The 22,417-nt window shown below is 41.0% G+C and carries 24 protein-coding genes; 14 read left to right on the top strand and 10 right to left on the bottom strand.

Going from position 1 to position 22,417, the window contains the following annotated elements; translation table 11 throughout:
• Positions 1-43 precede the first annotated feature (43 nt).
• The 4 genes from fabF to ACQ96U_RS02655 form a co-directional block, all read right to left on the bottom strand.
• Complete coding sequence (gene fabF / locus ACQ96U_RS02670) at positions 44-1,309, bottom strand: beta-ketoacyl-ACP synthase II (RefSeq protein ID WP_431719683.1); 1,266 nt, start codon at positions 1,307-1,309, stop codon at positions 44-46.
• A gap of 63 nt (positions 1,310-1,372) precedes the next feature.
• Positions 1,373-1,888 carry a winged helix-turn-helix transcriptional regulator gene (locus tag ACQ96U_RS02665; protein ID WP_431719682.1) on the bottom strand — a complete coding sequence of 172 codons (516 nt, stop codon included), beginning with the start codon at positions 1,886-1,888 and terminating at the stop codon, positions 1,373-1,375.
• A 78-nt stretch (positions 1,889-1,966) separates the two neighbouring features.
• Entirely contained in the window at positions 1,967-2,968 is a 1,002-nt protein-coding gene (locus ACQ96U_RS02660) for a Gfo/Idh/MocA family protein (RefSeq protein WP_431719681.1), read from the bottom strand.
• Positions 2,969-3,456: 488 nt separating this feature from the next.
• A complete protein-coding gene (locus ACQ96U_RS02655; RefSeq protein ID WP_431719680.1) occupies positions 3,457-5,016 on the bottom strand; it encodes an RNA-binding protein in 1,560 nt (519 codons plus the stop codon).
• 329 nt (positions 5,017-5,345) lie between these two features.
• On the opposite strand from ACQ96U_RS02655, the gene ACQ96U_RS02650 reads away from it, so the two are divergent.
• Positions 5,346-5,669, top strand: coding sequence for a late competence development ComFB family protein (locus ACQ96U_RS02650; protein ID WP_431719679.1), 324 nt, complete (start codon positions 5,346-5,348; stop codon positions 5,667-5,669).
• Positions 5,670-5,793: 124 nt separating this feature from the next.
• Here ACQ96U_RS02650 and ACQ96U_RS02645 read toward each other — a convergent pair whose 3' ends face one another.
• Positions 5,794-7,302, bottom strand: a complete 1,509-nt coding sequence (locus tag ACQ96U_RS02645; protein WP_431719678.1) for a fumarate hydratase — start codon at positions 7,300-7,302, stop codon at positions 5,794-5,796.
• A gap of 571 nt (positions 7,303-7,873) precedes the next feature.
• Between ACQ96U_RS02645 and ACQ96U_RS02640 the strand changes: the two genes are divergently transcribed.
• Entirely contained in the window at positions 7,874-8,845 is a 972-nt protein-coding gene (locus ACQ96U_RS02640) for a 2Fe-2S iron-sulfur cluster-binding protein (RefSeq protein WP_431719677.1), read from the top strand.
• A gap of 146 nt (positions 8,846-8,991) precedes the next feature.
• On the top strand, positions 8,992-9,750 hold the full coding sequence (locus ACQ96U_RS02635; protein ID WP_431719676.1) for an enoyl-CoA hydratase: 759 nt from the start codon (positions 8,992-8,994) through the stop codon (positions 9,748-9,750).
• Positions 9,751-9,812: 62 nt separating this feature from the next.
• Here ACQ96U_RS02635 and ACQ96U_RS02630 read toward each other — a convergent pair whose 3' ends face one another.
• Positions 9,813-10,058 carry a hypothetical protein gene (locus ACQ96U_RS02630; RefSeq protein WP_431719675.1) on the bottom strand — a complete coding sequence of 82 codons (246 nt, stop codon included), beginning with the start codon at positions 10,056-10,058 and terminating at the stop codon, positions 9,813-9,815.
• A 152-nt stretch (positions 10,059-10,210) separates the two neighbouring features.
• On the opposite strand from ACQ96U_RS02630, the gene ACQ96U_RS02625 reads away from it, so the two are divergent.
• The 4 genes from ACQ96U_RS02625 (at position 10,211) to ACQ96U_RS02610 (ending at position 13,569) form a co-directional block, all read left to right on the top strand.
• Positions 10,211-10,768, top strand: a complete 558-nt coding sequence (locus tag ACQ96U_RS02625; protein ID WP_431719674.1) for a thioredoxin family protein — start codon at positions 10,211-10,213, stop codon at positions 10,766-10,768.
• Positions 10,769-10,821: 53 nt separating this feature from the next.
• Positions 10,822-11,799 carry a phosphatase PAP2 family protein gene (locus tag ACQ96U_RS02620; RefSeq protein WP_431719673.1) on the top strand — a complete coding sequence of 326 codons (978 nt, stop codon included), beginning with the start codon at positions 10,822-10,824 and terminating at the stop codon, positions 11,797-11,799.
• 208 nt (positions 11,800-12,007) lie between these two features.
• Positions 12,008-12,463: a methylglyoxal synthase gene (locus tag ACQ96U_RS02615; RefSeq protein ID WP_431719672.1), complete on the top strand. Its 456-nt coding sequence runs from the start codon at positions 12,008-12,010 to the stop codon at positions 12,461-12,463.
• 296 nt (positions 12,464-12,759) lie between these two features.
• On the top strand, positions 12,760-13,569 hold the full coding sequence (locus ACQ96U_RS02610) for a hypothetical protein (RefSeq protein ID WP_431719671.1): 810 nt from the start codon (positions 12,760-12,762) through the stop codon (positions 13,567-13,569).
• Between the two features lie 31 nt (positions 13,570-13,600).
• Here ACQ96U_RS02610 and ACQ96U_RS02605 read toward each other — a convergent pair whose 3' ends face one another.
• Both ACQ96U_RS02605 and ACQ96U_RS02600 read right to left on the bottom strand, forming a co-directional pair.
• Positions 13,601-14,671: a M15 family metallopeptidase gene (locus ACQ96U_RS02605; protein ID WP_431719670.1), complete on the bottom strand. Its 1,071-nt coding sequence runs from the start codon at positions 14,669-14,671 to the stop codon at positions 13,601-13,603.
• Positions 14,672-15,008: 337 nt separating this feature from the next.
• Positions 15,009-15,716, bottom strand: coding sequence for a glutathione S-transferase family protein (locus ACQ96U_RS02600; RefSeq protein WP_431719669.1), 708 nt, complete (start codon positions 15,714-15,716; stop codon positions 15,009-15,011).
• Between the two features lie 212 nt (positions 15,717-15,928).
• On the opposite strand from ACQ96U_RS02600, the gene ACQ96U_RS02595 reads away from it, so the two are divergent.
• The 3 genes from ACQ96U_RS02595 (at position 15,929) to ACQ96U_RS02585 (ending at position 17,517) form a co-directional block, all read left to right on the top strand.
• On the top strand, positions 15,929-16,264 hold the full coding sequence (locus ACQ96U_RS02595; RefSeq protein ID WP_431719668.1) for a DUF3301 domain-containing protein: 336 nt from the start codon (positions 15,929-15,931) through the stop codon (positions 16,262-16,264).
• 16 nt (positions 16,265-16,280) lie between these two features.
• Positions 16,281-16,847: an elongation factor P-like protein EfpL gene (efpL, locus tag ACQ96U_RS02590; protein ID WP_431719667.1), complete on the top strand. Its 567-nt coding sequence runs from the start codon at positions 16,281-16,283 to the stop codon at positions 16,845-16,847.
• Between the two features lie 67 nt (positions 16,848-16,914).
• Positions 16,915-17,517 (top strand): DUF416 family protein, encoded by a 603-nt coding sequence (locus ACQ96U_RS02585; protein ID WP_431719666.1) that lies wholly within the window; start codon positions 16,915-16,917, stop codon positions 17,515-17,517.
• A 79-nt stretch (positions 17,518-17,596) separates the two neighbouring features.
• On the opposite strand, the gene ACQ96U_RS02580 is transcribed toward ACQ96U_RS02585, so the two are convergent.
• Entirely contained in the window at positions 17,597-18,193 is a 597-nt protein-coding gene (locus ACQ96U_RS02580) for a hypothetical protein (protein WP_431719665.1), read from the bottom strand.
• 517 nt (positions 18,194-18,710) lie between these two features.
• Here ACQ96U_RS02580 and ACQ96U_RS02575 point away from each other — a divergent pair.
• Positions 18,711-18,914, top strand: coding sequence for a DUF2788 domain-containing protein (locus ACQ96U_RS02575; RefSeq protein ID WP_431719664.1), 204 nt, complete (start codon positions 18,711-18,713; stop codon positions 18,912-18,914).
• A gap of 261 nt (positions 18,915-19,175) precedes the next feature.
• On the opposite strand, the gene ACQ96U_RS02570 is transcribed toward ACQ96U_RS02575, so the two are convergent.
• Positions 19,176-20,222 carry an MBL fold metallo-hydrolase gene (locus ACQ96U_RS02570; protein WP_431719663.1) on the bottom strand — a complete coding sequence of 349 codons (1,047 nt, stop codon included), beginning with the start codon at positions 20,220-20,222 and terminating at the stop codon, positions 19,176-19,178.
• A 182-nt stretch (positions 20,223-20,404) separates the two neighbouring features.
• On the opposite strand from ACQ96U_RS02570, the gene ACQ96U_RS02565 reads away from it, so the two are divergent.
• The 3 genes from ACQ96U_RS02565 to ACQ96U_RS02555 are packed head-to-tail and all read left to right on the top strand — an operon-like array spanning position 20,405 to position 22,270.
• Entirely contained in the window at positions 20,405-21,085 is a 681-nt protein-coding gene (locus ACQ96U_RS02565; RefSeq protein WP_431719662.1) for a pseudouridine synthase, read from the top strand.
• Between the two features lie 19 nt (positions 21,086-21,104).
• On the top strand, positions 21,105-21,521 hold the full coding sequence (locus tag ACQ96U_RS02560) for a VanZ family protein (RefSeq protein WP_431719661.1): 417 nt from the start codon (positions 21,105-21,107) through the stop codon (positions 21,519-21,521).
• An 8-nt stretch (positions 21,522-21,529) separates the two neighbouring features.
• The gene (locus ACQ96U_RS02555) at positions 21,530-22,270 is read left to right on the top strand and encodes a lipopolysaccharide kinase InaA family protein (protein ID WP_431719660.1); all 741 of its coding nucleotides are present in this window, start codon (positions 21,530-21,532) and stop codon (positions 22,268-22,270) included.
• Positions 22,271-22,417: the final 147 nt, after the last annotated feature.

The following is a 22,417-nucleotide window of genomic DNA, read 5'->3' as shown; positions in this document are numbered from 1 at the left end:
TTTTGATGTGTAGAAAGACTTATAAAAAGAAGCATTAAATCATTTAATGCCAATATCGAAAGACCACACTTGCATTGACACCACCAAAACCAAAGCCATTCGACATAGCATGCTCAATTTGCATAGCTCGTGATGAATGACTCACCAAATCAATACCATCAGCAGCGGCATCTGGATTTTCTAAATTAAGCGTGGCTGGTGCTGTTTGGTGATGTAAAGCAAGTATTGTATAAATAGCTTCTAACCCACCAGCAGCTCCCAGTAAATGTCCTGTTGAAGATTTTGTACCACTTACCGCAACCTGTCGCCCATTGCCAAATACTGATTTAATCGCTTCTATTTCACCTTTATCACCAACAGGCGTTGATGTTGCGTGTGCATTAATGTGTTGAATTTGTTCCGGCTTTAAACCAGCCCGAGACAACGCCAATTCCATCGCTCTGGCTGCACCTCTACCATCTTCAGGTCCTGCTGTCATATGGTATGCATCAGCTGTGGTACCATACCCCACCAGCTCAGCTATCGGCTTGGCACCACGCGCAAGTGCATGATCAAGGTCTTCAATGACTAGCACACCCGCACCTTCTCCCATAACAAAGCCATCACGCAATGTATCAAAAGGGCGAGAGGCACGCTCTGGCGACTCATTGAATGATGTTGAAAGTGCACGGGCAGCAGCGAACCCCGCCAGACTGACTTTGTCAATGCAAGCCTCCGTACCACCACATACAGCAATATCAGCTTCATTCATTGCAATCATCCTGGCCGCATCTCCCACAGCCTGAACACCTGCAGCACAGGCTGTTACAGGTGTTCCTATTGGCCCTGTAAATCCATACTTAATAGTGATATGTCCTGCAGCCAGATTAGAAAGAAATGATGGTATCGTGAAAGGTGAAAGTCGTTTAGGCCCGCGATGATCAACCGTTCGTACCGCTCCAGCAATAGCAGGAAAACCACCAACACCTGATGCTATTACGGTGGCTGTGCGTTCCTTCTCCTGAGTAGTTTGCGGTTCCCATCCAGCCATAGCCAGTGCTTCTTGAGCAGCGGCAAGTCCAAAAAGAATAAAGCGATCCATTTTTCGCTGTTCTTTGGGGGACGCTACGAGATCAGGATTAAATCCAGCTACGTTGTCTTCAGTAATATCAGGTACCACACCAGCAATTTTTACTGGAAGATCACTGACCATATCATCAGGTAAACATCTTACTCCAGACTTCCCTTGCAAAAGTCGAGACCAATTCGTTTCAACACCACATCCAAGTGGTGAAACCAGGCCCATGCCAGTTACAACAATTCTTCGCATACGCAACTTCTACCTTACAGTTAATGAATAGATACAGATCTCACCAAATGCTGGAGAGCTATATTAGTCTGTCTGTGTAGGGTTCTTTGATTGAAGCGCTTCAAGCAGTCCAATGCGCTGCAACGTTTGCTCGGTGGCTGCAGGTCCTGGAAGTAATACAGTATTTTCCGGTGTAATACGTTCACCAGTATCAGCATCTACGACAATAGCCTGTCGTACTTCACCTGTCGCACGATTGCCCAAATGCATCGCGATTTGGTCTGATGGTAGATGACGATTTCCCCAGGCAAAAAGAGCAATAGCAACAGGATAAAAATCCCGCCCTTTAGGCGTCAAAATATATTCATAACGCGGGGGACGCTCCATATATTGATGGCGCTCAAACAGCCCTTCACTCGTCAAATGTTTTAAACGGCGAGAAAGGATATTCGTGGATACCCCAAGACTCTGCTGAAACTCATCAAAACGTTTCAAGCCTTGAAAGGCATCACGCAAAATTAAAATACTCCACCAGTCACCAACACTTTCTAGAGCACGGGCTGCTGGACATTCAAATGAAAGAAAGCTTGTTCGTTGCATCCCAAAATCATAACCAAGTAACTTCTATTATGCAAGTTACTAATGCAAACCACAAATGACGCACCTGCAAATCACTCTTTATTGAGACGTCACTAGATGAGCAAAGCCATGTTGAGTCAAACTGTCTTCCATTATTTTAATCACATGTTTTGTCACACTATGAGGTAATACGTCTGACTGTGTTTTATTTGATAAAATCAAGTCAGAAACATGGATAGCCTCAAATTGAAATCCGCCTCCTGCAATGGGTTCATCAATAGTAAATGATTTCCCTTGCCATTGAATGCTGATCTTTTTCGGATTCCACCACTTGTCATGAATCACTATTTCAAGATCAGGCCCTTTTATAATTGCCTCTCGAGGTAAAGCTGAAACAATTGATGCAGAAAGCTTGCCTCGTATTGGCGCACTAAACTCAAACTCAGCATGCTCATCAACACCAATTTTGTAGTGTGTTGATAATAAACGACTTGAAGGTAAAGGCAGTTGCCCTGTTAACTGGTAGGCTAAATTACAATATAACCACAATAAATAAACCCCAATATCAAGGGTAACCCCACCACTAAGCGATGGATTAAAAATCCAATGGTCTTCATCAAATTCGAGTTGAGTACCATTAGAGGCTTCAATTGACTGAATTTGAATAGTATTCTGTTTTAAAAAATTAAGTAATTGTTGATAGGCAGGAAATGTTACTGTTTTCATCGCTTCAAGACATAAACAGTTTTTTTCTTTGGCTAAAGCGGTAAGTTCATCCCACTCTTTTTCGTTAATGGTTGCCGGCTTTTCTATTAATACATGCTTACCTTTTTCCAGAAAAATTGCTGCAACTGATTTATGAAAAGGATGAATACTAGCGACATACACCACATCAATACTAGGATCTTCTGCTAATGCATAATAAGAATCATAACCTTTATTACATCCATATTGTTGGGCAAAAGACTCAGCTTGTTTGAGGTTCCGAGATGCAACAGCAGCCAGTTGTGCATTTGGCGTATGTTGTGTTAAATCCTTTGCAAAACGATGGGCAATACTGCCTAATCCAGCAATACCCCATTTTATGCTTGTGCTCTGCATAATAAGATTACTCATTTGTAGCCATAACTAAGACATACAAAATATACAGATTATTAGACACTTAACAAAGCAATTAGAAAAGCGGTGACAAGAAGTGTTGAAACACGTTTTGTTTTAAGCAATGTAGTTACAACTGCATTCACCGCGGTATGTCTATTGGCGACAAAAAAAATGAGACATTCCTGCTCTACCACTGAGCTACTATCTACTGTTGAGATAGGCAGGACTTGAACCTGCGACCCGGACATTAACAATGTAGTCCCATAGGCATTCGCCAATGTGACCCGTCGTATAGTGTGTAGTTATAAATTATATGCAACAAGTTTTTTTTACGAGACAGCATATACTCTAAATGTAGTCTCACAATGCATTTGCATTATTAATTAATCTACACACATTACTTTGGGCTAAATAGGTCAACAAGAAATGATTAAGATAGATATCATGGAAGGATGTAATCTTAATCGGCATTTGACCAGATGAGATAATTATAATTCTACCTGATTAATTTCATTTAGCCAACTGTTTGGTTCACCTTTTATAAAAGAATTTACGACATTAAATACATTATCAGAGAAGCCTCCTACATTTAAAATATCAGTTCGCTCCACTGCTTGTGAGTAACTATTAGGTACCACATCAATACAAACCATTTTTGCATTTGGATTACGTCGCTTTAACAACTCCCATTGCTGCATAACAGCAGTACCTGAGGAATAAGCAAAACGTGATGTAGTATCTATCCATGACTCATTATCACTAATATAAACCACAGTATCTGCATTTACATGCTTTTTATTCATCGCGACCAAAGGTGCAGCACAGTTAGTTCCTCCACCGCCAAGTTGCACTAAACGCGAAGCATTTGTTAACACCGAATCACGAGGATTTAATTTAACTTTATGCACATCTGTAGCAAATGGAATAACCTCTGCATCTGGGTTTTTAGCTAAAATAGCTGCAGCCACTAATGCCGCAACATCAATACAACGCACTTTACTGGATGCCCCAGGTCGATAACCTGTAACTGACTGCGTCATAGAACCACTCGTATCAGGCAGTACATACACTTTACCAGTAATAACAGGAACATTTTCTAAAGCAATTTCCATAGCATCTTGCAAAGCATCCATTATTTTACTTGGCACATCATCAACAGCCATATAATAGGCAGCCATCAACTGATATGGAAAAACTCGGGCTTTTTTTATTGCACGCTCATCACGTAAGCGTGATGCTATTAAATCTACAAGCGCGTCATCCTTAAACACATCATGCCGAGCAAATGTATTCAAATTCATACGTGTCATTTGCCAACTCGCCTGCCGTGCAATTTCCTGCCAGTGCTTTGTATTTAAATCAAGCGCTGTTAACAAACGAAAGTCAACATTAGGTAAACCCTCTGTTGGCTTAACCTTAAACAGCTCATAATCTTTCACAATTTGTGGTAAATATTCTGCACTATACGGTTTATCAATCAGGTAACCGTAAAATGCTTCTCGCATTTTATTAGCAGGTTTTGGCCGTACCATTTTAATTACATCTTTCAAAGAAGGTGTATTTCCTACTGAATCTTTAAATAATGCAGTTTCACCACGTTGATTAATCCACTGCTGAACCAATCGTTTTGGCAACGTACCTAATGATTTACGCCCCGTTACACCGGAACGAATTATTTGGACAAAATTACGCACCATGCGGCCATTATCGATGACTCGATTAAATACTTTGGGTAATAACTCTGGCGCTTCAATTGATAGCAGTGCAGTTAACAATGCCGGCATATCTTTCATATGCCCTTTTTCTCGCGTATAAATTGCTAACTTGGCAAGAAATTCTGGTGTAACCTGTGTTTCCAGTTCTAGCACTTTATCTAATTGCTCTTGAGCACTTGCATAATAAGTATTATTAAAACATCCAGTGATCGCATACTGCGCTAATGCATGTTCAGCGGTTAATTGATACGCCTGCCCACCAGCGCGATTTATAGTATCAGCCACTTGAACAGTACGGCTTTGTTGATTTTGAAATATTGTGTTATTTGCCATGGGCTTTTTCTCTTTTACTTCACTTATGAATTTCTATTCGAGGAATGGGTAAACTGTCTCCTTATACATCCTCTCTGTACCTACAGCACTCTGCGTGCCAGAATGGTTAAAATATATTATTTTTTATAACCCATTGATTTTAAATAATTATTATCAATTTAACACTCAGTTCTATCAGCATCACTTAAAACCTAGATTATCTATATAAATATTTTTATATTTATATAGATAGGAATTACATTTCAATTTAAGCTGTTTATCAACAGTTGCTGCACTTCAATGATCATCTACACTTTTGGTAAAGGCTTGCCCTATAAACTCAGGGTTTAATGAATGCGTGTATTGAGGTTAACAGCATGGCTTTGCAAGAAGAGTTTCATAACTATTATGAAACAATGGTCGTAGACTACATTACACAGGAATATCGTAATCAAGCTGAGATTGATGAGATGGTTGTCGATGTGGCTTGTGTTGCTCTCAATCACCTTCCTCCTCGATACATCCATCATGATATCGATATGGCCTACTACCTTTCGCCGAAAGAGCGCAAAGAGATGGAGAAAAAAGTTAGGGATGCAGTAGAAGATGCGATTCAGTTCGTCTACAAGCGTCGAAATAAAGAGGGGGAAGAACAGTCAGCTTCTGCCTCATGATGTTCAGTATTAGGTAAACACCCTGAGGCAGTACACAATATCGATTCAGTAGCTCTCTAACCGAACCTATCTCTAAGTTATAACACTAAGGTTTCCAATCAAATTTATGCTTTTGACCAGAACATTAACCTTGTTTTGCCAAAATTTTTTCCTGCCAAATTTTAGGGCCTGTTTGATGTACAGAAACACCTTTACTATCAACTGCTACCGTAACAGGCATATCCTCAACCTCAAACTCATAAATGGCTTCCATACCCAATTCAGGAAAGGCAACCACTTCGGCTTTCTTGATCGCTTTAGATACTAAATAGGCCGCACCACCCACCGCGATAAGATAGATAGCTTCGTACTTACGAATCGCTTCAATAGCCACGGGTCCTCGTTCAGCCTTACCAATCATGCCTATCAAGCCTGTTTCCGCAAGCATCGTTTCAGTGAATTTATCCATCCGTGTTGACGTTGTAGGGCCCGCAGGACCAACCGCTTCATCACGGACAGGATCTACAGGTCCTACGTAATAAATAAAACGATTGCGAAGATCTACAGGTAGTTTTTCGCCTTTTGCCAGCATTTCCGTCATTTTCTTATGGGCGGCATCACGTCCAGTCAGCATTTTTCCTGAAAGTAAAACCGTTTCACCAGGCTGCCAATCTTTAATATCTTCAGCCGTTAACGTATCTAAATTCACCCGTCGGGCTTGAGGTCCCACATCCCAAGTAATATTTGGCCACTCGTCCAGTTTAGGAGGCTGCTGTAGTCCAGGCCCTTCCCCCTTAAGCGTAAAGTGCGCATGACGGGTTGCAGCACAGTTTGGAATCATACACACAGGTAACGAGGCAGCATGTGTCGGATAATCCAGAATTTTAATATCCAACACCGTTGTTAAACCTCCCAGCCCTTGAGCACCAATACCCAGACTGTTGACGGCATCCATAATTTCCAGTCGCAATTCTTCAATGCGGTTTTGTGGCCCACGCGCCCGTAGCTCATGAATGTCAATGGGTGCCATTAACGACTCTTTCGCTAATACCGCCGCCTTTTCCGCTGTACCACCAATACCAATACCCAGCATTCCAGGAGGACACCATCCCGCGCCCATTGTTGGTACCGTTTTTACTACCCAATCAACAATACTGTCACTGGGGTTCAACATGGCCAACTTAGTTTTATTTTCTGAACCACCCCCTTTAGCTGCAACATGGACTTCCACCGTATTACCAGGCACTACCTGCATATGGATAACAGCGGGTGTATTATCTCGTGTATTAACCCGTTTACCTGCCGGGTCAGTCAGTATAGATGCTCGTAATACATTATCAGGGTGTGTGTAAGCCTGGCGTACACCTTCGTTAACCATATCTTCAACGCTAAGTGAGGCATCCCACTGCACATTCATCCCAATCTTTAGAAAAACGGTAACAATGCCCGTATCCTGGCAAATTGGACGATGTCCTTCAGCACAGAGCCGAGAATTAATCAAAATCTGGGCAAGTGCGTCTTTTGCAGCCTCAGATGCTTCTCGTTGATAGGCTTCATGAACCGCCTGAATAAAGTCTACAGGGTGATAATAAGAAATATACTGCAACGCATCTGCAACACTGGCGATAAAGTCTTCTTGACGAATAAGGGTCATGCGGATACGTACTCCTCTTGTATAAAAGATGTCCGCTACCTATAGACCTACCAAGACAACACAAAAATTAATTCTTTCAGTTCAACCATTTTGGATTGTCATCGTTAGGCTTATAACCTTCAGCGACACCTTTTAGGCTAGTTAGGCTAGGCGATGAGCAGAGTTACCTTTCTGGTGAGGCTTACTCCTGGCTCTAAGGGTCTATTTCAACGAATACCTGCTATTACTTTTGATGGTTGTCACTGGATACCATGGGAGCTATTACAGGTATGTTTTCTTCTCTTACTTAGGTCATTCACCTTCGTAATATTATTCGCCCGAAATAGTAACATATTTTTCATATCAGGCAGCACTTCCCCCTTTACAGCACTGACATCTCCAGGTAATTTCAAATTAGCTTAAGACCCAATATACCCCGCTATAGTGAAATCGAGCGGAAAAGGAAGGTATACCCTTCACAATCCATTTTTAAGGATTAGTTATGGGTATATTAAACAGAAAAAATACAACAAGTAGCGCAGGGTCTTGGCTGTAGTTATAAAGCGCTTATTGCAAGTATTGGTCTAAAACGATGCCAATTATTCAATTCAAGGATCAGAACATTCATTGTGACAAACAGCAAACACTGCTGGACAAATTACTTGCAGCAGGCTGTTCTGTGCCTTTTTCTTGTCGGGCGGGTTTGTGTCATAGCTGTTTAATGTATGCGACAGCCGGAACACCGCCAAAAGCGGCCCAACAAGGTCTAAATCAGGAACAGTTACAGAACAATGGCTTCCTTGCCTGCCAGTGTCATCCTGAAACTGATCTAGTGATACGCCTACCCAGTCGCCAACAGGATGCGATGCCAGCCATCATCACATCTGTTACCTCATTAAATCAGGTCGTTAAACAGGTACACATTTCACCCTCTAAGTTAATTGATTACCGTGCAGGTCAGCTGATCAAGCTATCCCATCAAGGGCAAGAGCGCATCTATACCTTGACTAGCCACCCAGAACTGGACCAAGAGCTTATTATTCATGTGCAACGAATTGCAGGGGGTAATGTCAGCCAATGGCTTTGTGAAGGTGCCGTAGCAGGAGATATCGTCACGCTGAGTGACTTACAAGGGGATTGTTATTATCAGCTATCCAACCCTCATACCCCTCTAATATTTATTGCAGCTGAGGTAGGTTTAGGCGCTATGCTAGGTATTATTAAAGATGCACTTTGGCACCAGCATCGTGGTCCTATTCACTTAATACACCACGTCCCCAATCCAGCAGATCTTTATTTGCAAGACTCATTACAGGCACTCTGCAAACAAAACCAGCAACTGTCTTATCAAAGTGTTATCGGTAACTGGACGGCAGAAGCTTTGAATCAACTTAATAATCTGCCGCTTTGTCACTTTTTTTTCGCTGGGGCTACACCACGGATTATGGAGTACTGGTCAACATTACAGCAGCTTGGTATTCCTCTCGCACAATGTTCAGTTACCTCATTTGGCCTGGATGAGGTATCCAACCAAGCAGTTGACAATCTAGATCTATCTTTCTAAGCTTGATTTCAAACAACCGTTTTAATTAAATTTATTCTCCGCTAGTCCACCCAATAACAACCCCCAAGAAGGGTACTAAAACCTATAATATGCCCCTCAACAAGGGTTATAAAACACATGTGTACCTACCGCCAAGGAGTTAACCCGTGAGTGATGTTCTAATAGAGCAAGAAAGTGGATGCCTCATTCTACAAATTAACCGGCCTGAGAAAAAAAACGCGCTAACCCACTCAATGTACACCCAACTCACTCAGGCAATACTGGCTGCTGACGAAGATGAATCGATTAAAACCCTTTTGCTCACCGGAAATACAGAATGCTTTACCAGCGGCAATGACATTAAAGATTTTATGCTCAATCCACCTCAAGGAAGTGACAGCCCAGTTTTTCAGTTTTTACAAGCTCTCGTTAATTTAAAAAAACCTTTGATTGCCGCGGTAAATGGTAATGCAGTGGGTATCGGCACAACACTTTTGCTCCACTGCGACTTCGTTTATGTCGGACAAAATGCTATTTTTCAATTACCTTTTGTTAATTTAGGTTTATGTCCAGAAGCAGCTGCAAGCTTTTTATTACCTAACCTGGCAGGTCATAGGATAGCGGCAGAAATATTAATGCTAGGCCAACCTTTTGACTGCCACAAAGCCAAAGAAGCAGGATTGGTCAATCAAATTATTGATGACCCAGCACAAACACTGGGAATTGCCAAACAAACAGCACATCAACTTGGCGAACAACCTACCCAAGCCGTCCTACTTACCAAAAAATTAATGAAGCAGCATATAAAATCGACAGTACAAGATGTTATGCAACAAGAAGGAGCGTTATTTGTTGAGCGGCTAAAAAGCCCTGAAGCACATACGGCCTTTAGTGCTTTTTTCAATAAAACAATACAGAAAAAATAGCCATCAGGACCTGTTTACAGGTCCATTCTTATCACGATAAGTTAAGTCTATAACTAAATCCTTTACTCAAACTGAGAGCGGCTATCTGTTTCATCACAAAGCATCGTTGCTTCAAGAATACACACCTGATGTGTTATCTGTAGACGTTCCTGAACTAAACGCTCTAATAATGTCTCATCACCAATAATATGTCGGTTGTTGATAATACACAGATTATCCGCATTATCGCGTTTTATTTGATAGGGTAACTCAAGAACTTCGTATGTTTTTAGGCCCGCAGCCATAAAACTAATTCGATACAATGGCATATTTTAAATCAGCATCTTTGTATATGATGTATTAATACCCTCAGTGAAGGATATAATGTTATAACCGCTATTAATTTAGCATAATACCTATACGCTTGCAGTATAATTCAGTTGCGGTAGGATTTATTTTCTCGCAAAAGAAAGGACTTTCTATGGCTCTAACTCCCTCTTCAATGTTACCACTCGGCACAAAAGCCCCTGATTTCAACCTTATTAATACAATTAATCAACAACCCCTATCTTTAAATCAAGTCAAAAAAGATGCAGGACTGTTGGTTATGTTTATTTGTAACCATTGCCCTTATGTCAAACATATTTTAGAGGGGCTCACAGCTTTAGGACATGACTATCTTGATCAAGAGATTGGCATTGTGGCTATTTGTTCAAATGATGCCATAACGCATCCAGATGATAGCCCTGAAAAAATGCAGCAACTGGCTAAAGAAAAACAATTTCCTTTTCCTTATTTACACGACGAAAGTCAACACGTTGCCCGGGCGTACCACGCCGAATGTACCCCAGACTTTTTTTTGTTTGACCGTAATTTATGCTGTGTATATCGAGGTCAATTTGATGGAGCTCGTCCTGGGAATACGACTCCAGTCACAGGTCAAGACCTCCGATCTGCTATGGATGCATTACTAAGCAATAACCCCATTAGCCCAGAACAAACACCAAGTATTGGTTGCAATATTAAGTGGAAAAACTAATCCAGCCAAAGTGAAGCCGCTTATTTCATATTACCAATGCGAGTGGAGTTGTAATGATCTTATCCCTAGACCTATCGATTATTGACTTTTTTCAATCTCTGCCTGCCATGATGGTGAGTGGACTAAGCTGGCTCTCAGTGCTTGGTTATGGTGAAGCTTATGTCTTAATCCTTGTACTTTTAATTTGGCGAAATCATCGCCAGCAGGCATTACCTTTATTATTACTCTTACTCTGTAGTAGTGCCCTTAATAGCTTACTTAAACTGCTCATTGCGGCTCCACGGCCTTATTGGCTTTACCCGGATCTTCTGCTCAATTTGCCTGATACCGCTTTTGGAATGCCTTCAGGGCATGCCCTGAGTGCAACTGTATTTTGGTTCGGATTAGCACTATGGATACGACATGGGCTATTTTGGCTACTCGCTGTTGTTATCGTGCTATTAACCGCGATTTCGCGTATTACTCTGGGCGTTCACTTTCCCTCCCAAACCATAGCCGGTATTTTTCTAGGCCTAATATGCCTTGGTTTTCTTCCTCGACTGAAAACGCTGTTCCACTGCAATACCTTACATCATCGCTGTTTCATACTGCTTATACCTATAGCCTTTTTACTTGTCATTGCCATTAGTTACCGTTTGATAAACCCTCCGCTCCTTGCTTCTGGCACAATGACGCTTTATCACCAAACCTTTACCGACATTATTCATAGTCCATGGTCCTTAAAAAGCTTAATTCGAGACAGCTGTCTGCTTGCAGGGCTTATTTTGGGCTATCACAGGTTAATGTTGGCAAAGCCCAGAACAGCACTCATCATCGGATATCCTCATATTCTCCTGGGACTAGGTATTGGCCTTACCTATTGGGTCACTAGCGGAATACTCATTAAAAAGTTCATGACTGATGAGTGGTTATTCTTATTAGCACAAGGTCTTCGGGGCGTTATATTAGGTTATGGCATCAGCTATTGGTTACCCTCACTTTATGCAGATAAGGGGAATCGTCCATTAAACTCTCATATTGTGGATTGTTAGCCATAATAAGGAGTTAAGTCATAGCAGTTAGACTTAACTAGTGAGATGATTTTGGGTTTAGACTTAAGTGTCTTGGTTGAAAGCCTGTTCCATTACCGATATAAACAATAGGCATCGCCATCTCGAAAAAGGAAATACCCTTAGCCAGGTGTATATCCTTTTTTATGCAAGTCTAATTTACTCCACTAATGGTTTAGGTAGGTGTGTTATGCAGTATAAAAACGCCGAAATGGATCAAATAAAAAAGATAGCTTTAGTTGCTCATGATAATAAAAAACAAGAGCTTATTGATTGGGTAAGCAAAAACCTGCAACAACTGAGTCGACATACATTATTTGCTACTGGCACAACAGGTGCACTTATAGAGTCAGAACTCAATTTATCCGTTCATAAACTGATTAGTGGTCCTCTGGGTGGAGACCAGCAAATTGGCGCTAAAATCACTACGGGCGAAATTGACGTTTTGATTTTTTTCTGGGACCCCTTTGAGCCAATGCCTCACGATCCAGATGTCAAAGCATTGTTACGCATTGCAGCTGTATGGAATATCCCTATCGCCTGTAACTTAACATCTGCAGACTTCTTAATCAGCTCACCACTCATAGAAGAAAGTTACGCACGTAGTATTCCTGATTATGAGCAATACCTAGCTTCAAGAAATTAGTACCTTTATTTAACAGTAAACACTCACTTACATCCAATTATTCCAGTTACGTGCTTGCGGGCTTGAATGGTTAAACTAAATTTATCAAAGAGTCTAACCATTATTGGTCAGGAACAGGCGATTTGAGTGCAGTCACCAGTCAAGTGAAGACATGCTCCTCAATGGGTCACTTTAATGATGAGGAAGGAGCATATATGTATCACCAAAAACTTGGCTGGCCCTTAAGGGTAGGCGCGAAGGAAAGCCCACATCAAAATGATTTGCGTGAGTAGAGTATGGTGTAAGTGAGAAACTTTATGTTGGATATTGCCTACTTCAACCCTCCTGCTCAAGGTGATCTTGACTTAAAGGCATATGATCCAAATTACACATTCAATGCCGATAAAACTCTGCTCAAAAAAGAAACTGAGCAGTTACATCATGAGTTGAGTGCTTTACAACAATGTATGCTTGCTGAAAAAAAGGCCTCGCTGTTACTGTTATTTCAAGGGCTGGATTCTGCAGGGAAGGCTCACTCCATTAAACATGTCTTTTATGGACTCAACCCCCAGGGTCTTGCGGTTCATGACTTTCAAAGCACCGTGTTAAGCAGAGCACATGATTTTTTATATCGATTTCATCAGCGGGTACCTGCTTTAGGTCATATTGCCGTATTTAGTCGCAGTTACTATGACGATATTATTCATGAACTGGAAATAACAACACAGTCACCAGACAATGCTCGATTACTCAGACAGTCCCGACATATCAATAACTTTGAACAACTGCTTAGTGACAATCACACCTTGGTTATCAAGTTTTATTTGCATATCAGTAAACAAGAACATCGACGACGCTTGATTCAACGCTTACAAGACCCAGAGAAACATTGGATGCTAGATCAGCATGACCAAGTTATTCAAAAAAACTGGAACCTATCAATCCAAGGCTGTCAGCACATTATTATGCTCACCCATTGCCTCACGAGCCCCTGGTATATCGTTCCTGCGAATCACCCCTGGTTTCGAGACTGGCTAATTATAAGCATCCTTCATCAAGCGCTATCTCAATTGGCACCTCAATATCCTCGCCCTCCTCTGCCTTTTACAGAAAAAGACCTTCCATAGCGTTTTAGTACGCTAAATGTTCAAAGAATAATTAAACCACTTTTATATGCCAGGGCTCATAACGAACGCCAAAGTGGTTATCCAGTGTATAGCGAATATTGACATAACCCAGATCTTGCAATTTTTTAAAAACATCTGTTTCCGCAAAATCCTTGGTAAAGTTTCGCTTACCTAGACCTTTGCAGCCAACATCAAAATCACCAATAGCATGGTAAGAGTGTCCAGGAGGGGCCAATGATCGCGAGGCTTGAGACAAATTCCCTTTGGAGTGAACAGCCTTCGCCATAAATAAATGCAGCTGTTTCATTACACCACGAATACCTGAAGTAAGAATAAGTGAATCCCCCACCTCAGAATGCACCTTTTTATACAACTTTTGTGCTTCGCCATGAAACAGAAAATGCCCCGTGCCAGGGATTTTACTGATGTCTTTTTCAGGAACAGCGGCAGAAAGTTGAGTAATTATTTTTTCACCAAAAAAACCATACTCTTTTGCTTCTGCAGAAAAAAGTTCATCGATAAACTCAAGCTGTTCCTTTGGAAATTCACCACGCTTTGAATACTGTGCATAGGTTTTTAGCATTGTATCCAAATTAATAATATTAAAATTACCATGCCCAACAATACGTTGAGCTTCAGTAAGGCTGGCCAGTGTTGATTTTAAAAGCTCATACCTTTGCTCGGAAAGCACAACATCGCCTTCGTGATAAGTATCAAAATTATCAATTTTAGCTTGGTAACTTTGAGCCACATTAATGGATAAAGCTTCTTGGGTATCCAGAAAGTTCAGCTGTTGAGGCTGCACATAAGATAACTGCTCTGGTTGTGTAAACTCACCTGTAGTCAGCGTATCAATAGCAAAATACTCGTGACTTTTCCCCCCAGGCACCACCAAGGCATCTTTAGTCATTGTGGGTTGAGTGGCTACGGTCTCAATAATTGTTTGCGGGATATCTTCCAGGTCGGTTAGAACAATAGGCTGCTCACCAGGTAATACAGCTTGATGCTTTACCTGCTTCGCTAACTGTCCCCACATAAACGCACACGATACGGTTACGGTTGAGCCTGTTAACACCCCTTCAAGAAAGACTCTTCGTTTCACAACTGATGAATCCCGTTTTCAAGTGTTGTGTATTGTTTTTATTGACTGGCATTTAAATATGCCAAATTCACTACTATCCAGTGTAGCTAATAAAACAGAAAAAGGACGAAAGTGATTTATAAAACCACATAAAAAAATACGCTATTAGCCGTTGTTCTTAAAGTGATCTCTAAAAGCACTAGCATAATCAGTATACGACACTCAATGCAAGTGATTCGCTCAGCAGTGGCTATTTTACCCCATTTATTGCTGAGCCTACTCACTATACCGCTATTTATAATACGGCTAACCTCCCATAACACATTGCTCAACAATCTACTATTTTCGTCCTAAAGCGCTAGTCCCCATCAGGATAGTAGCGTTGATTCATTCGCTCACAGTACTCAACAAGCACAGGTAATGACTGAGCATGTTGCTGCAGAGGAGAAGGAAATTTAGTGCACAATGTTCCTACTAGAAAAGCATGGGCAACAGCATCATAGACAGTCGGCTCCTCACCTAATACAAATGACGACCCAGTCAATAAATCAGCCACGGTTGTTAAGTCTCGACAACCCAGCTGATAAATCACATCAGGCTTATGACGACCTAGCCCTTGAGCAAGTAACTGGCGTTTCACATGCCCTCGAGTCATAAGCGAAATAAAGTTTCCAACACCTGGCGGCATATTTTCCATTAATAAGCCTTTAATCACTGGCCAGTTCGTTTTATCAACCCAACGACTGTACATTAATATCCAGTAATAGTGCTCTTCCAACATCCGACACATCATGTATCCATGTGCTAATGCTTTGATAGACAACCCCTGCTTTATATCCAGGAAAAATCGTTCTACCAAGTAATCAATAATCAAGTAAGAGTCTGCTATTAATAGATCCTCAGCTTTAATAAAGGGAAGTTTTCCATTTGGCCCTGCTTGAGGATTACGAATAAATTGAGACTTATGCTGTATATCAAACATGCGCATGAATGTTTCTACTTTCATACAGAATGGACTTAACTCGGGCAGTCCCAAGCCGGGTCCAAAGCGATATAACTTTATCATTACGCATGTCCTCTGGCTTTTTTATTATCAGTCTCACTTGTTTTAGCCAACGCTGTCAAATACCACTTCCTGTTTTGCTACCACGTACAGACAGCTTGTCGTTACCTCTTGTGACAGCCTGCTAATATACAATTTCTGTGTTTCAACATAACATGCCTCCGCCCAAGTTACGTTATACTCTTCTTTTCTATTCACTCAGTACAATTAAGACTATGGTTGAAGGATTCTTTATATGTACATGCATCGCTATTACCTGGCTTTGGCTTGATGGTATAAGATGCAAAGATATTGCCCGAGCAGCAGGTAAACGTGCATGCAATGATTTAAAACTACAACTGTTGGATGACACTGTCGCCAATATCAAAACACGACTCACCCGCAATCAACAAGGCTCAATCACTTTACTCAGATACTATCGCTTTGAGTTTACGCAAACGGGTGAGTGCCGATATAAGGGTACAGTGCAACTTGTTGGTCATAGAATTCAGCATATTCATTTAGACACCCCCGATGACCTTAAGTCGTCTCGGCAGACGTTTTTACAATAATCGGAGACTTTCCCCTATGCCAAAAGCAAGTGATTTAGCTAAAGGCCTTGTGGTAAACATAGGCAATTCACTAGGCTTGGTTCGAGATATTGAGGTGAAATCACCTTCATCTCGAGGAGCTCAAACACTCTACAAAGTCCGGTTTACCCTGATCCCATCCCAACAAAAACTGGAAAAAACATACACAGGTGATGACTGGCTTGAAGATGCCGATTTCCAGCGTCGTCAGTGCACTTTACTGTTTCGCGAAGATAACCTGCTAACCTTTATGGATACTGAAACCTATGAACAATATAGCCTGACAGCGGATACGATTGGAGATCAGGTATATTACTTACCAGAAGAAAATCAGGATATCACTGTCTTATTAGTCAATAATCAGGCAATTGCGCTTGAACTACCTGCAGCCGTTACGCTAACGATTACGGATACCAGCCCAGGCATCAAAGGTGCAACAGCGACAGGTCGAACCAAGCCAGCCACACTATCGACAGGATTAGAAATACAGGTGCCCGAATACATAACCCCAGGTGAAAAAGTCAAAGTAAATACCAATACTGGAAAGTTTATGTCTCGCGCATAAACTAAAGAGTAAGGTATAAAACAGTCATAACTATAATTGTGAGAGCGTTATTCGTTTATTAAAAGCTATGAAAACCCCTTCATTTCTTTCCACGCTAGATACATTAACTCCTCCTCAGCAAATATGTTTTGCTGCGGCCATCATTACCCGAAGCACACCAAACTATCAGCTATTTTTGGAGTTAACACAATTTGGTGATATACAGCTTTTTAGACAAGCTTTAAATCTACTCTGGGACTTTGCTTCAGGCCAACAAAATCAAGTGGCCTTGGAAAAGTGGCTACCGCAAATAGAGCAGCACATTCCAGACCGAGAAGCATTTGATATGTATGGGGTACACCCAGCCACTGATGCCATGCTGAGTTTAAGTATGGCGATGAACTGTGCCTTATCACCCAACTCAGAAGAGGTCGATGGTATTGCTCAACTCGCATTAAAAACCATTGGACAGTTTTTAAAATACAGTGAGGTCCCTGAGCTTAAAGGTACAGAGCTACAACAATACATAGAGCAACATCCATTGTATCTACAACAGCTTGATTTTTATGATGAGTTATTGGGCTCCCTTAGCAAGGTTAAAGTGACACCCTCTTTAATAAAAGAGATTAAAAACCTGGCTCGTAATGATGAAATCAGCCACTTAGGCATCAGTATTTCAGAAGACAAATAGCACTGATAAAATATTCCACCAAGAATACATACAAACTCGTTGTAAAGAACACTTACAACGAGTTTAGTGTTTTTAAAATCTAAGCCACTTTCTTTTGAAAAACACGTTGCAGCTTGTCAGTGATAACCTGCTGAATACCATTATTAACCATTTTGCTTAGATGCTGGATGGCAGATAACTCCAATCGATAAATCCGAATTGCCTTGCCATTCGCCATACTTTTACCTGCAACGATCACAGGTAACACCGGTTTAGCATGCAGTGCCAAGCGTAATAGCTCACTAATACCTTCCTTCACCGAAAGCATTGCACTAGAAGATGTGGGCTGACGAAATGCAAGCCCATGAGGAAATTCCTCACTTTTTTGACAACAACGAACTTCAATACCTGTATATCGGATAGCCTCTTGGGGAATATTATAAAAAGTATGATGTAAAGCTGATTTATCGGGTTGAACAATCACCCTCTTTTGACAGGTTAAATCACTGCTTACTGAATTACGCTCATTACTATATTTTAATTGGTAATTGGTGATTAACTTTGCCGTTTCAGGCAAGTACACGCAAAAAAGAAGTTTTAGCAAGGGTAAAGCATTAATCTGATTTTGATCTGAGACATTACCAAGCACTAATGACATGGCAGACTGAAATGCTTCGTTTGTTGTGTTAAACGACATAACTTTTCCCTCAGGCTTGTAAAAGGTTCCCGTAAACGTCATACACCTTCACCTATCAATAAGGTATTTAATCGATCTCCATTCCTAACCACATATGTACACACACTGGGATAGTTATTGAGATTGCAAACCTGGCATATCTTTCTCAGCACAGCAAAACTACTCTTTTTGTTTGCTTCCCCAAGAGCGTTTAAGCAACATACACTGATTAAGGAAACGTTACGGGAACGATATACCTCAACACGAGGCATAAAATACAACACTGCACTATGAGCAGTTAATGTGCCAAAATAACGCCCCAAATTAACGTTAAACGCATCACAAAAACAAAATGAGACTTTTGTCACCATAGTCACTGATTTGGTTACTTTTTTTGTCATTAACCAGGTCAACAAGTGACAAAAACAGTCACATCAAGAAAACGAGTCAGTGCGGCTTAAAACAAACGATTATCAATAACATTGTTTTGCGATACACTATGACGCTGTTTTTTTGCCGTTTTCTCTGGAGTATCGCCATGAGCTGGGAAGAATACGAAGCACTTTTCATGCAAGGCCTTATCGCTGCACTTATTATTTTTATGTTTTTTATTGTTTATGATCTGGCCAAAAAAACAAAAGCAGGAAAGTTCGGTTCTTTTGTGTTATTTGGCGCTCTCTGCCTGGGTGTTATTGCTTATATTATCAAAGCAGTGGTTGTTGATAGCTTTGGTGGGTATTGATTGAAAGGAATTGATAAAGCCTAGTTAAACACGACAGTTAAGATACACTATGCTCTTATCTTCGAAAACTACAAGAAAAAATCCCATAAAAAAAGCCTGGTTGTTTAACAGCCAGGCGAGACAAGAACGAACATGATAAGATAAGGCTTGGTGCAGCTTATCTCGTTTCATTGTGGTCAATAGCCCTATTGACTACAATCCGTACAAATACTGACTAAGATATGATCAGCTCACAAAGTAATCATTCGTCATTACTTCATGTTACAACTGCAACTGCTCACCTACTTTGGGAACAATAAATTGTCCATGCAGCTCATCAGCTTGTTGATCCAATAGTGTAGTTAATTCATCTGCAGCTTGATATTGACCATCATCCCCTAAATCAAACGTACGAAAATGAATAGCCATACTATAGTCAGCCGCTAGCTGTTGATGCGCTGATAATGCATCCTTAGGTGAGAGATGATTATCAGCCATAAACCATCGAGGTAAATAAGCACCTATGGGTAGAAGCGCCAAATTCACGTGCTTAAATCGCTGCTTAATCAGCTCAAAATGAGGCCCTATCCCAGTATCACCCGCAAAATACGTTGTGTCCTGCTTTCCTTCCAACACAAAACCTAGCCATAACGTTCGATTCATATCAAAGCGTGTTCTTGTTGACCAGTGCTGGGCAGGTACGCCTGTTATATTAAAAGAAGAAGAAATTTGAAGCGTTTGCCACCAGTCAATTTCACTGACTTTATTAATCCCTGCATTACGTAGCAGCTTGCCATTGCCCAAACCAACAACAAACCTAGGGTTAAATTGCTTGTCCAGTTTTACTAATGTTGGTAAATCCAAATGGTCATAGTGGTTGTGACTAATGATGACGATATCAATAGGGGGTAATTCATCAAGCGCCAAAGCCGGTGGATGATAGCGTTTAGGGCCGAGAAAACTAACGGGACTACAGCGCTCAGACCAAATAGGATCCGTCAGAATATTTAAATTATCCTGTTGTACAAGTACTGTTGCATGATTTATAAATGTTGCTTTAATACCTGAGCGAATCCGCACTGGCATAACCTTGACGGGTCTGACGTTAAAAGCCTGCCAGCTGTCATTATCCACACTTTGCCACCGCCAACGAATAATATCCCATAATGTTTTGCGCTTTGTTGGCACAATATTAAAAAAGTAAGTACCATCAAAATGGTCTGATACAGGTCCCTGATACGTTGAACTGCACCCTGCTAATATAAAACCAGTCCCTCCAATTATCAGGCTAAGCGCTATCAACCACTTTACCCAACACTTCGTATTCATAACGTTATCACCACATACTCAAGCCAGAACCAGCATGTTATACTCAATGCTCATCAAATAATGTCTGCAGCCAATAAGGTTATCCCGTAGCGAACATGATTCACCTTAAACTGACTGTTAATCCATTCTTTACAACACGAAGCATTCATCTGTCTACCCTGTTTAAAGGTTAAAACACGACAATGCCCTTTAAACTCTCGAAGCTAAAACAGAAAACCCAACGCTCACATATCACCCACGCTAATACGAATGACATAGTGGTGCTTTTTAATAAGCCTTACCAAGTGCTATCACAATTTACAGATGACCAACAAAGACAAACGCTTTCAGACTATCTAACAATTCCAAATATTTATGCCGCTGGCCGTTTAGATCGTGACAGTGAAGGCCTACTACTTTTAACCAACAATGGCCGTTTACAACACACAATTGCTCATCCAAAGCACAAACTACCCAAAACCTACTGGGTGCAGGTAGAAGGTATTCCCAGTAATGATGCCTTACAGCAGTTACGCAATGGGGTCATGCTTAATGATGGCTTAACACTCCCTGCTACCGTAGAACTGATTCCTCCTCCCCCCTCACTTTGGCTGCGGGAGCCTCCCATCAGAGAGCGTAAATCAATTCCTACTCAATGGTTAGCCATCACGTTAGTGGAAGGACGTAACCGCCAAGTCCGACGTATGACGGCTGCCATAGGCTTTCCAACATTGAGATTAATACGCGCGCAAATGGGGCCTTGGCACATAGGGAAGTTACAACCTGGTGAGTCAATGATATTACAAGACCCTTGGCAGCAAATAGCGCGGTACCGATCACAGCAATCTCAACACAAGCCATCTAAACTTCGGCCCAAAATATGACTATTAATACGTTATGCAAATGATGACTAAATTCTTACAAAATAATTATGTATTACTGGCCCGTCTGTCGTTAGGCATTTGCCTGATTGCAATTTCAATACTTGCTTTCAGCCCTGCCGTTGTTGATCCTCTCGTACACACCAGCGACAAACTTAAGCATGGCTTTGCCTTTTTAGTTTTGGCCTATTTAGTTGATGCAGCATGGCCTACAAGCTCATTTCACCGCCATAAATGGCTGTTTTTATTGAGTTATGGCGTATTTATTGAAGTTGTACAGTATTTTATCCCCTACCGCTCGGCTTCATTATTGGATCTACTGGCTGATACTTCAGGTATCGTGTGTTACTGGCTGCTTATTCCAGGGTTCAAGTATTTACCTCTCATCAACTGGCGTTGGCAGTTTCTTACGCTTTCCACTACACGCCAGCAAAATTAAGGACTGATATGCAGTATCTATGTCCCTCTTTTGCCACACTTGCAAAGCAACAACAACTTGTCCACTTTAGTGATTTTTGGGACTTAACCACCCCCTGGTTTGAGCCACCAAACCATCGCCGTAATGGCTGGAGTGGTGTCATTGAATACCCATTAACAGATAACAGTGGACACATTCACCGCTACTTTATAAAGCGACAAGAAAATCACAATACACGTAGTTTGCGCCATCCTTTTACAGGAGAACCAACGTATCGTCGTGAATTGATTAGTATTCTGAAATTACAGGCTCTCAAGATACCTACTTTAGAAGTAGTGTACTACCAAGAGCGAAAAACAAAAGGACAGCATCAAGCTATTTTAATTACCAAAGCACTTGAAAACTTTCAAAGCCTTGGTCAGTGGTATGAAAGTAAACCGAATGAAAATCAAATATCATCAGCTTTTCAACAACTTACTGCTATTGTTAAACAGCTTCACCAACATAAACTCGCACATTACTGCTTATATCCTAATCACATTTTTATTAAACCCGACGAAAAAAATAAATTTGATATACGCCTAATTGATTTGGAGAAGGTACGTTACACCCCTCTTTCTGCGAAAGGCCGTTATAAGGACTTAGATTGCTTTTTACGCCACGCCTCAGCCTTTTCCAAACAACATTTAAATCTTTTTTTAGACGAGTATTTCAAAGACTTATCCCAGTTTACTCATATTCAAAATAAGTTAATGCAACAGTTACCATAATCAAAAGGCTGTATTTAGGCAGTTATTTTTATTTATTGTTTTTAGAGATACCCTTCAATATTTTTTAAAAGTGAGAACTACATAAAGTCTATGACATTTCCCTTCTAGGGCAATGTCATTACCATACGGTGACAATAATAAATACAA

Source organism: Zooshikella sp. RANM57 (assembly GCF_050749885.1).
Classification (GTDB): Bacteria; Pseudomonadota; Gammaproteobacteria; order Pseudomonadales; family Zooshikellaceae; genus Zooshikella.
The sequence above is the reverse complement of the archived record's forward strand: the minus strand, read 5'-3'. Positions and strand labels throughout refer to the sequence as shown.

What these genes read in the sequence shown, in the direction of transcription:
- ACQ96U_RS02560 (WP_431719661.1), top strand. Translation starts at nt 21,105, where the DNA reads ATGATGACTAAATTCTTACAAAATAATTATGTATTACTGGCCCGTCTG.
- efpL (WP_431719667.1), top strand. Translation starts at nt 16,281, where the DNA reads ATGCCAAAAGCAAGTGATTTAGCTAAAGGCCTTGTGGTAAACATAGGC.
- ACQ96U_RS02555 (WP_431719660.1), top strand. Translation starts at nt 21,530, where the DNA reads ATGCAGTATCTATGTCCCTCTTTTGCCACACTTGCAAAGCAACAACAA.
- ACQ96U_RS02650 (WP_431719679.1), top strand. Translation starts at nt 5,346, where the DNA reads ATGAATGCGTGTATTGAGGTTAACAGCATGGCTTTGCAAGAAGAGTTT.
- ACQ96U_RS02595 (WP_431719668.1), top strand. Translation starts at nt 15,929, where the DNA reads ATGGTTGAAGGATTCTTTATATGTACATGCATCGCTATTACCTGGCTT.
- ACQ96U_RS02580 (WP_431719665.1), bottom strand. Translation starts at nt 18,193, where the DNA reads ATGTCGTTTAACACAACAAACGAAGCATTTCAGTCTGCCATGTCATTA.
- ACQ96U_RS02665 (WP_431719682.1), bottom strand. Translation starts at nt 1,888, where the DNA reads ATGCAACGAACAAGCTTTCTTTCATTTGAATGTCCAGCAGCCCGTGCT.
- ACQ96U_RS02610 (WP_431719671.1), top strand. Translation starts at nt 12,760, where the DNA reads ATGTTGGATATTGCCTACTTCAACCCTCCTGCTCAAGGTGATCTTGAC.
- ACQ96U_RS02615 (WP_431719672.1), top strand. Translation starts at nt 12,008, where the DNA reads ATGCAGTATAAAAACGCCGAAATGGATCAAATAAAAAAGATAGCTTTA.
- ACQ96U_RS02640 (WP_431719677.1), top strand. Translation starts at nt 7,874, where the DNA reads ATGCCAATTATTCAATTCAAGGATCAGAACATTCATTGTGACAAACAG.
- ACQ96U_RS02625 (WP_431719674.1), top strand. Translation starts at nt 10,211, where the DNA reads ATGGCTCTAACTCCCTCTTCAATGTTACCACTCGGCACAAAAGCCCCT.
- ACQ96U_RS02655 (WP_431719680.1), bottom strand. Translation starts at nt 5,016, where the DNA reads ATGGCAAATAACACAATATTTCAAAATCAACAAAGCCGTACTGTTCAA.
- fabF (WP_431719683.1), bottom strand. Translation starts at nt 1,309, where the DNA reads ATGCGAAGAATTGTTGTAACTGGCATGGGCCTGGTTTCACCACTTGGA.
- ACQ96U_RS02630 (WP_431719675.1), bottom strand. Translation starts at nt 10,058, where the DNA reads ATGCCATTGTATCGAATTAGTTTTATGGCTGCGGGCCTAAAAACATAC.
- ACQ96U_RS02565 (WP_431719662.1), top strand. Translation starts at nt 20,405, where the DNA reads ATGCCCTTTAAACTCTCGAAGCTAAAACAGAAAACCCAACGCTCACAT.
- ACQ96U_RS02620 (WP_431719673.1), top strand. Translation starts at nt 10,822, where the DNA reads ATGATCTTATCCCTAGACCTATCGATTATTGACTTTTTTCAATCTCTG.
- ACQ96U_RS02585 (WP_431719666.1), top strand. Translation starts at nt 16,915, where the DNA reads ATGAAAACCCCTTCATTTCTTTCCACGCTAGATACATTAACTCCTCCT.
- ACQ96U_RS02570 (WP_431719663.1), bottom strand. Translation starts at nt 20,222, where the DNA reads ATGAATACGAAGTGTTGGGTAAAGTGGTTGATAGCGCTTAGCCTGATA.
- ACQ96U_RS02600 (WP_431719669.1), bottom strand. Translation starts at nt 15,716, where the DNA reads ATGATAAAGTTATATCGCTTTGGACCCGGCTTGGGACTGCCCGAGTTA.
- ACQ96U_RS02660 (WP_431719681.1), bottom strand. Translation starts at nt 2,968, where the DNA reads ATGCAGAGCACAAGCATAAAATGGGGTATTGCTGGATTAGGCAGTATT.
- ACQ96U_RS02575 (WP_431719664.1), top strand. Translation starts at nt 18,711, where the DNA reads ATGAGCTGGGAAGAATACGAAGCACTTTTCATGCAAGGCCTTATCGCT.
- ACQ96U_RS02645 (WP_431719678.1), bottom strand. Translation starts at nt 7,302, where the DNA reads ATGACCCTTATTCGTCAAGAAGACTTTATCGCCAGTGTTGCAGATGCG.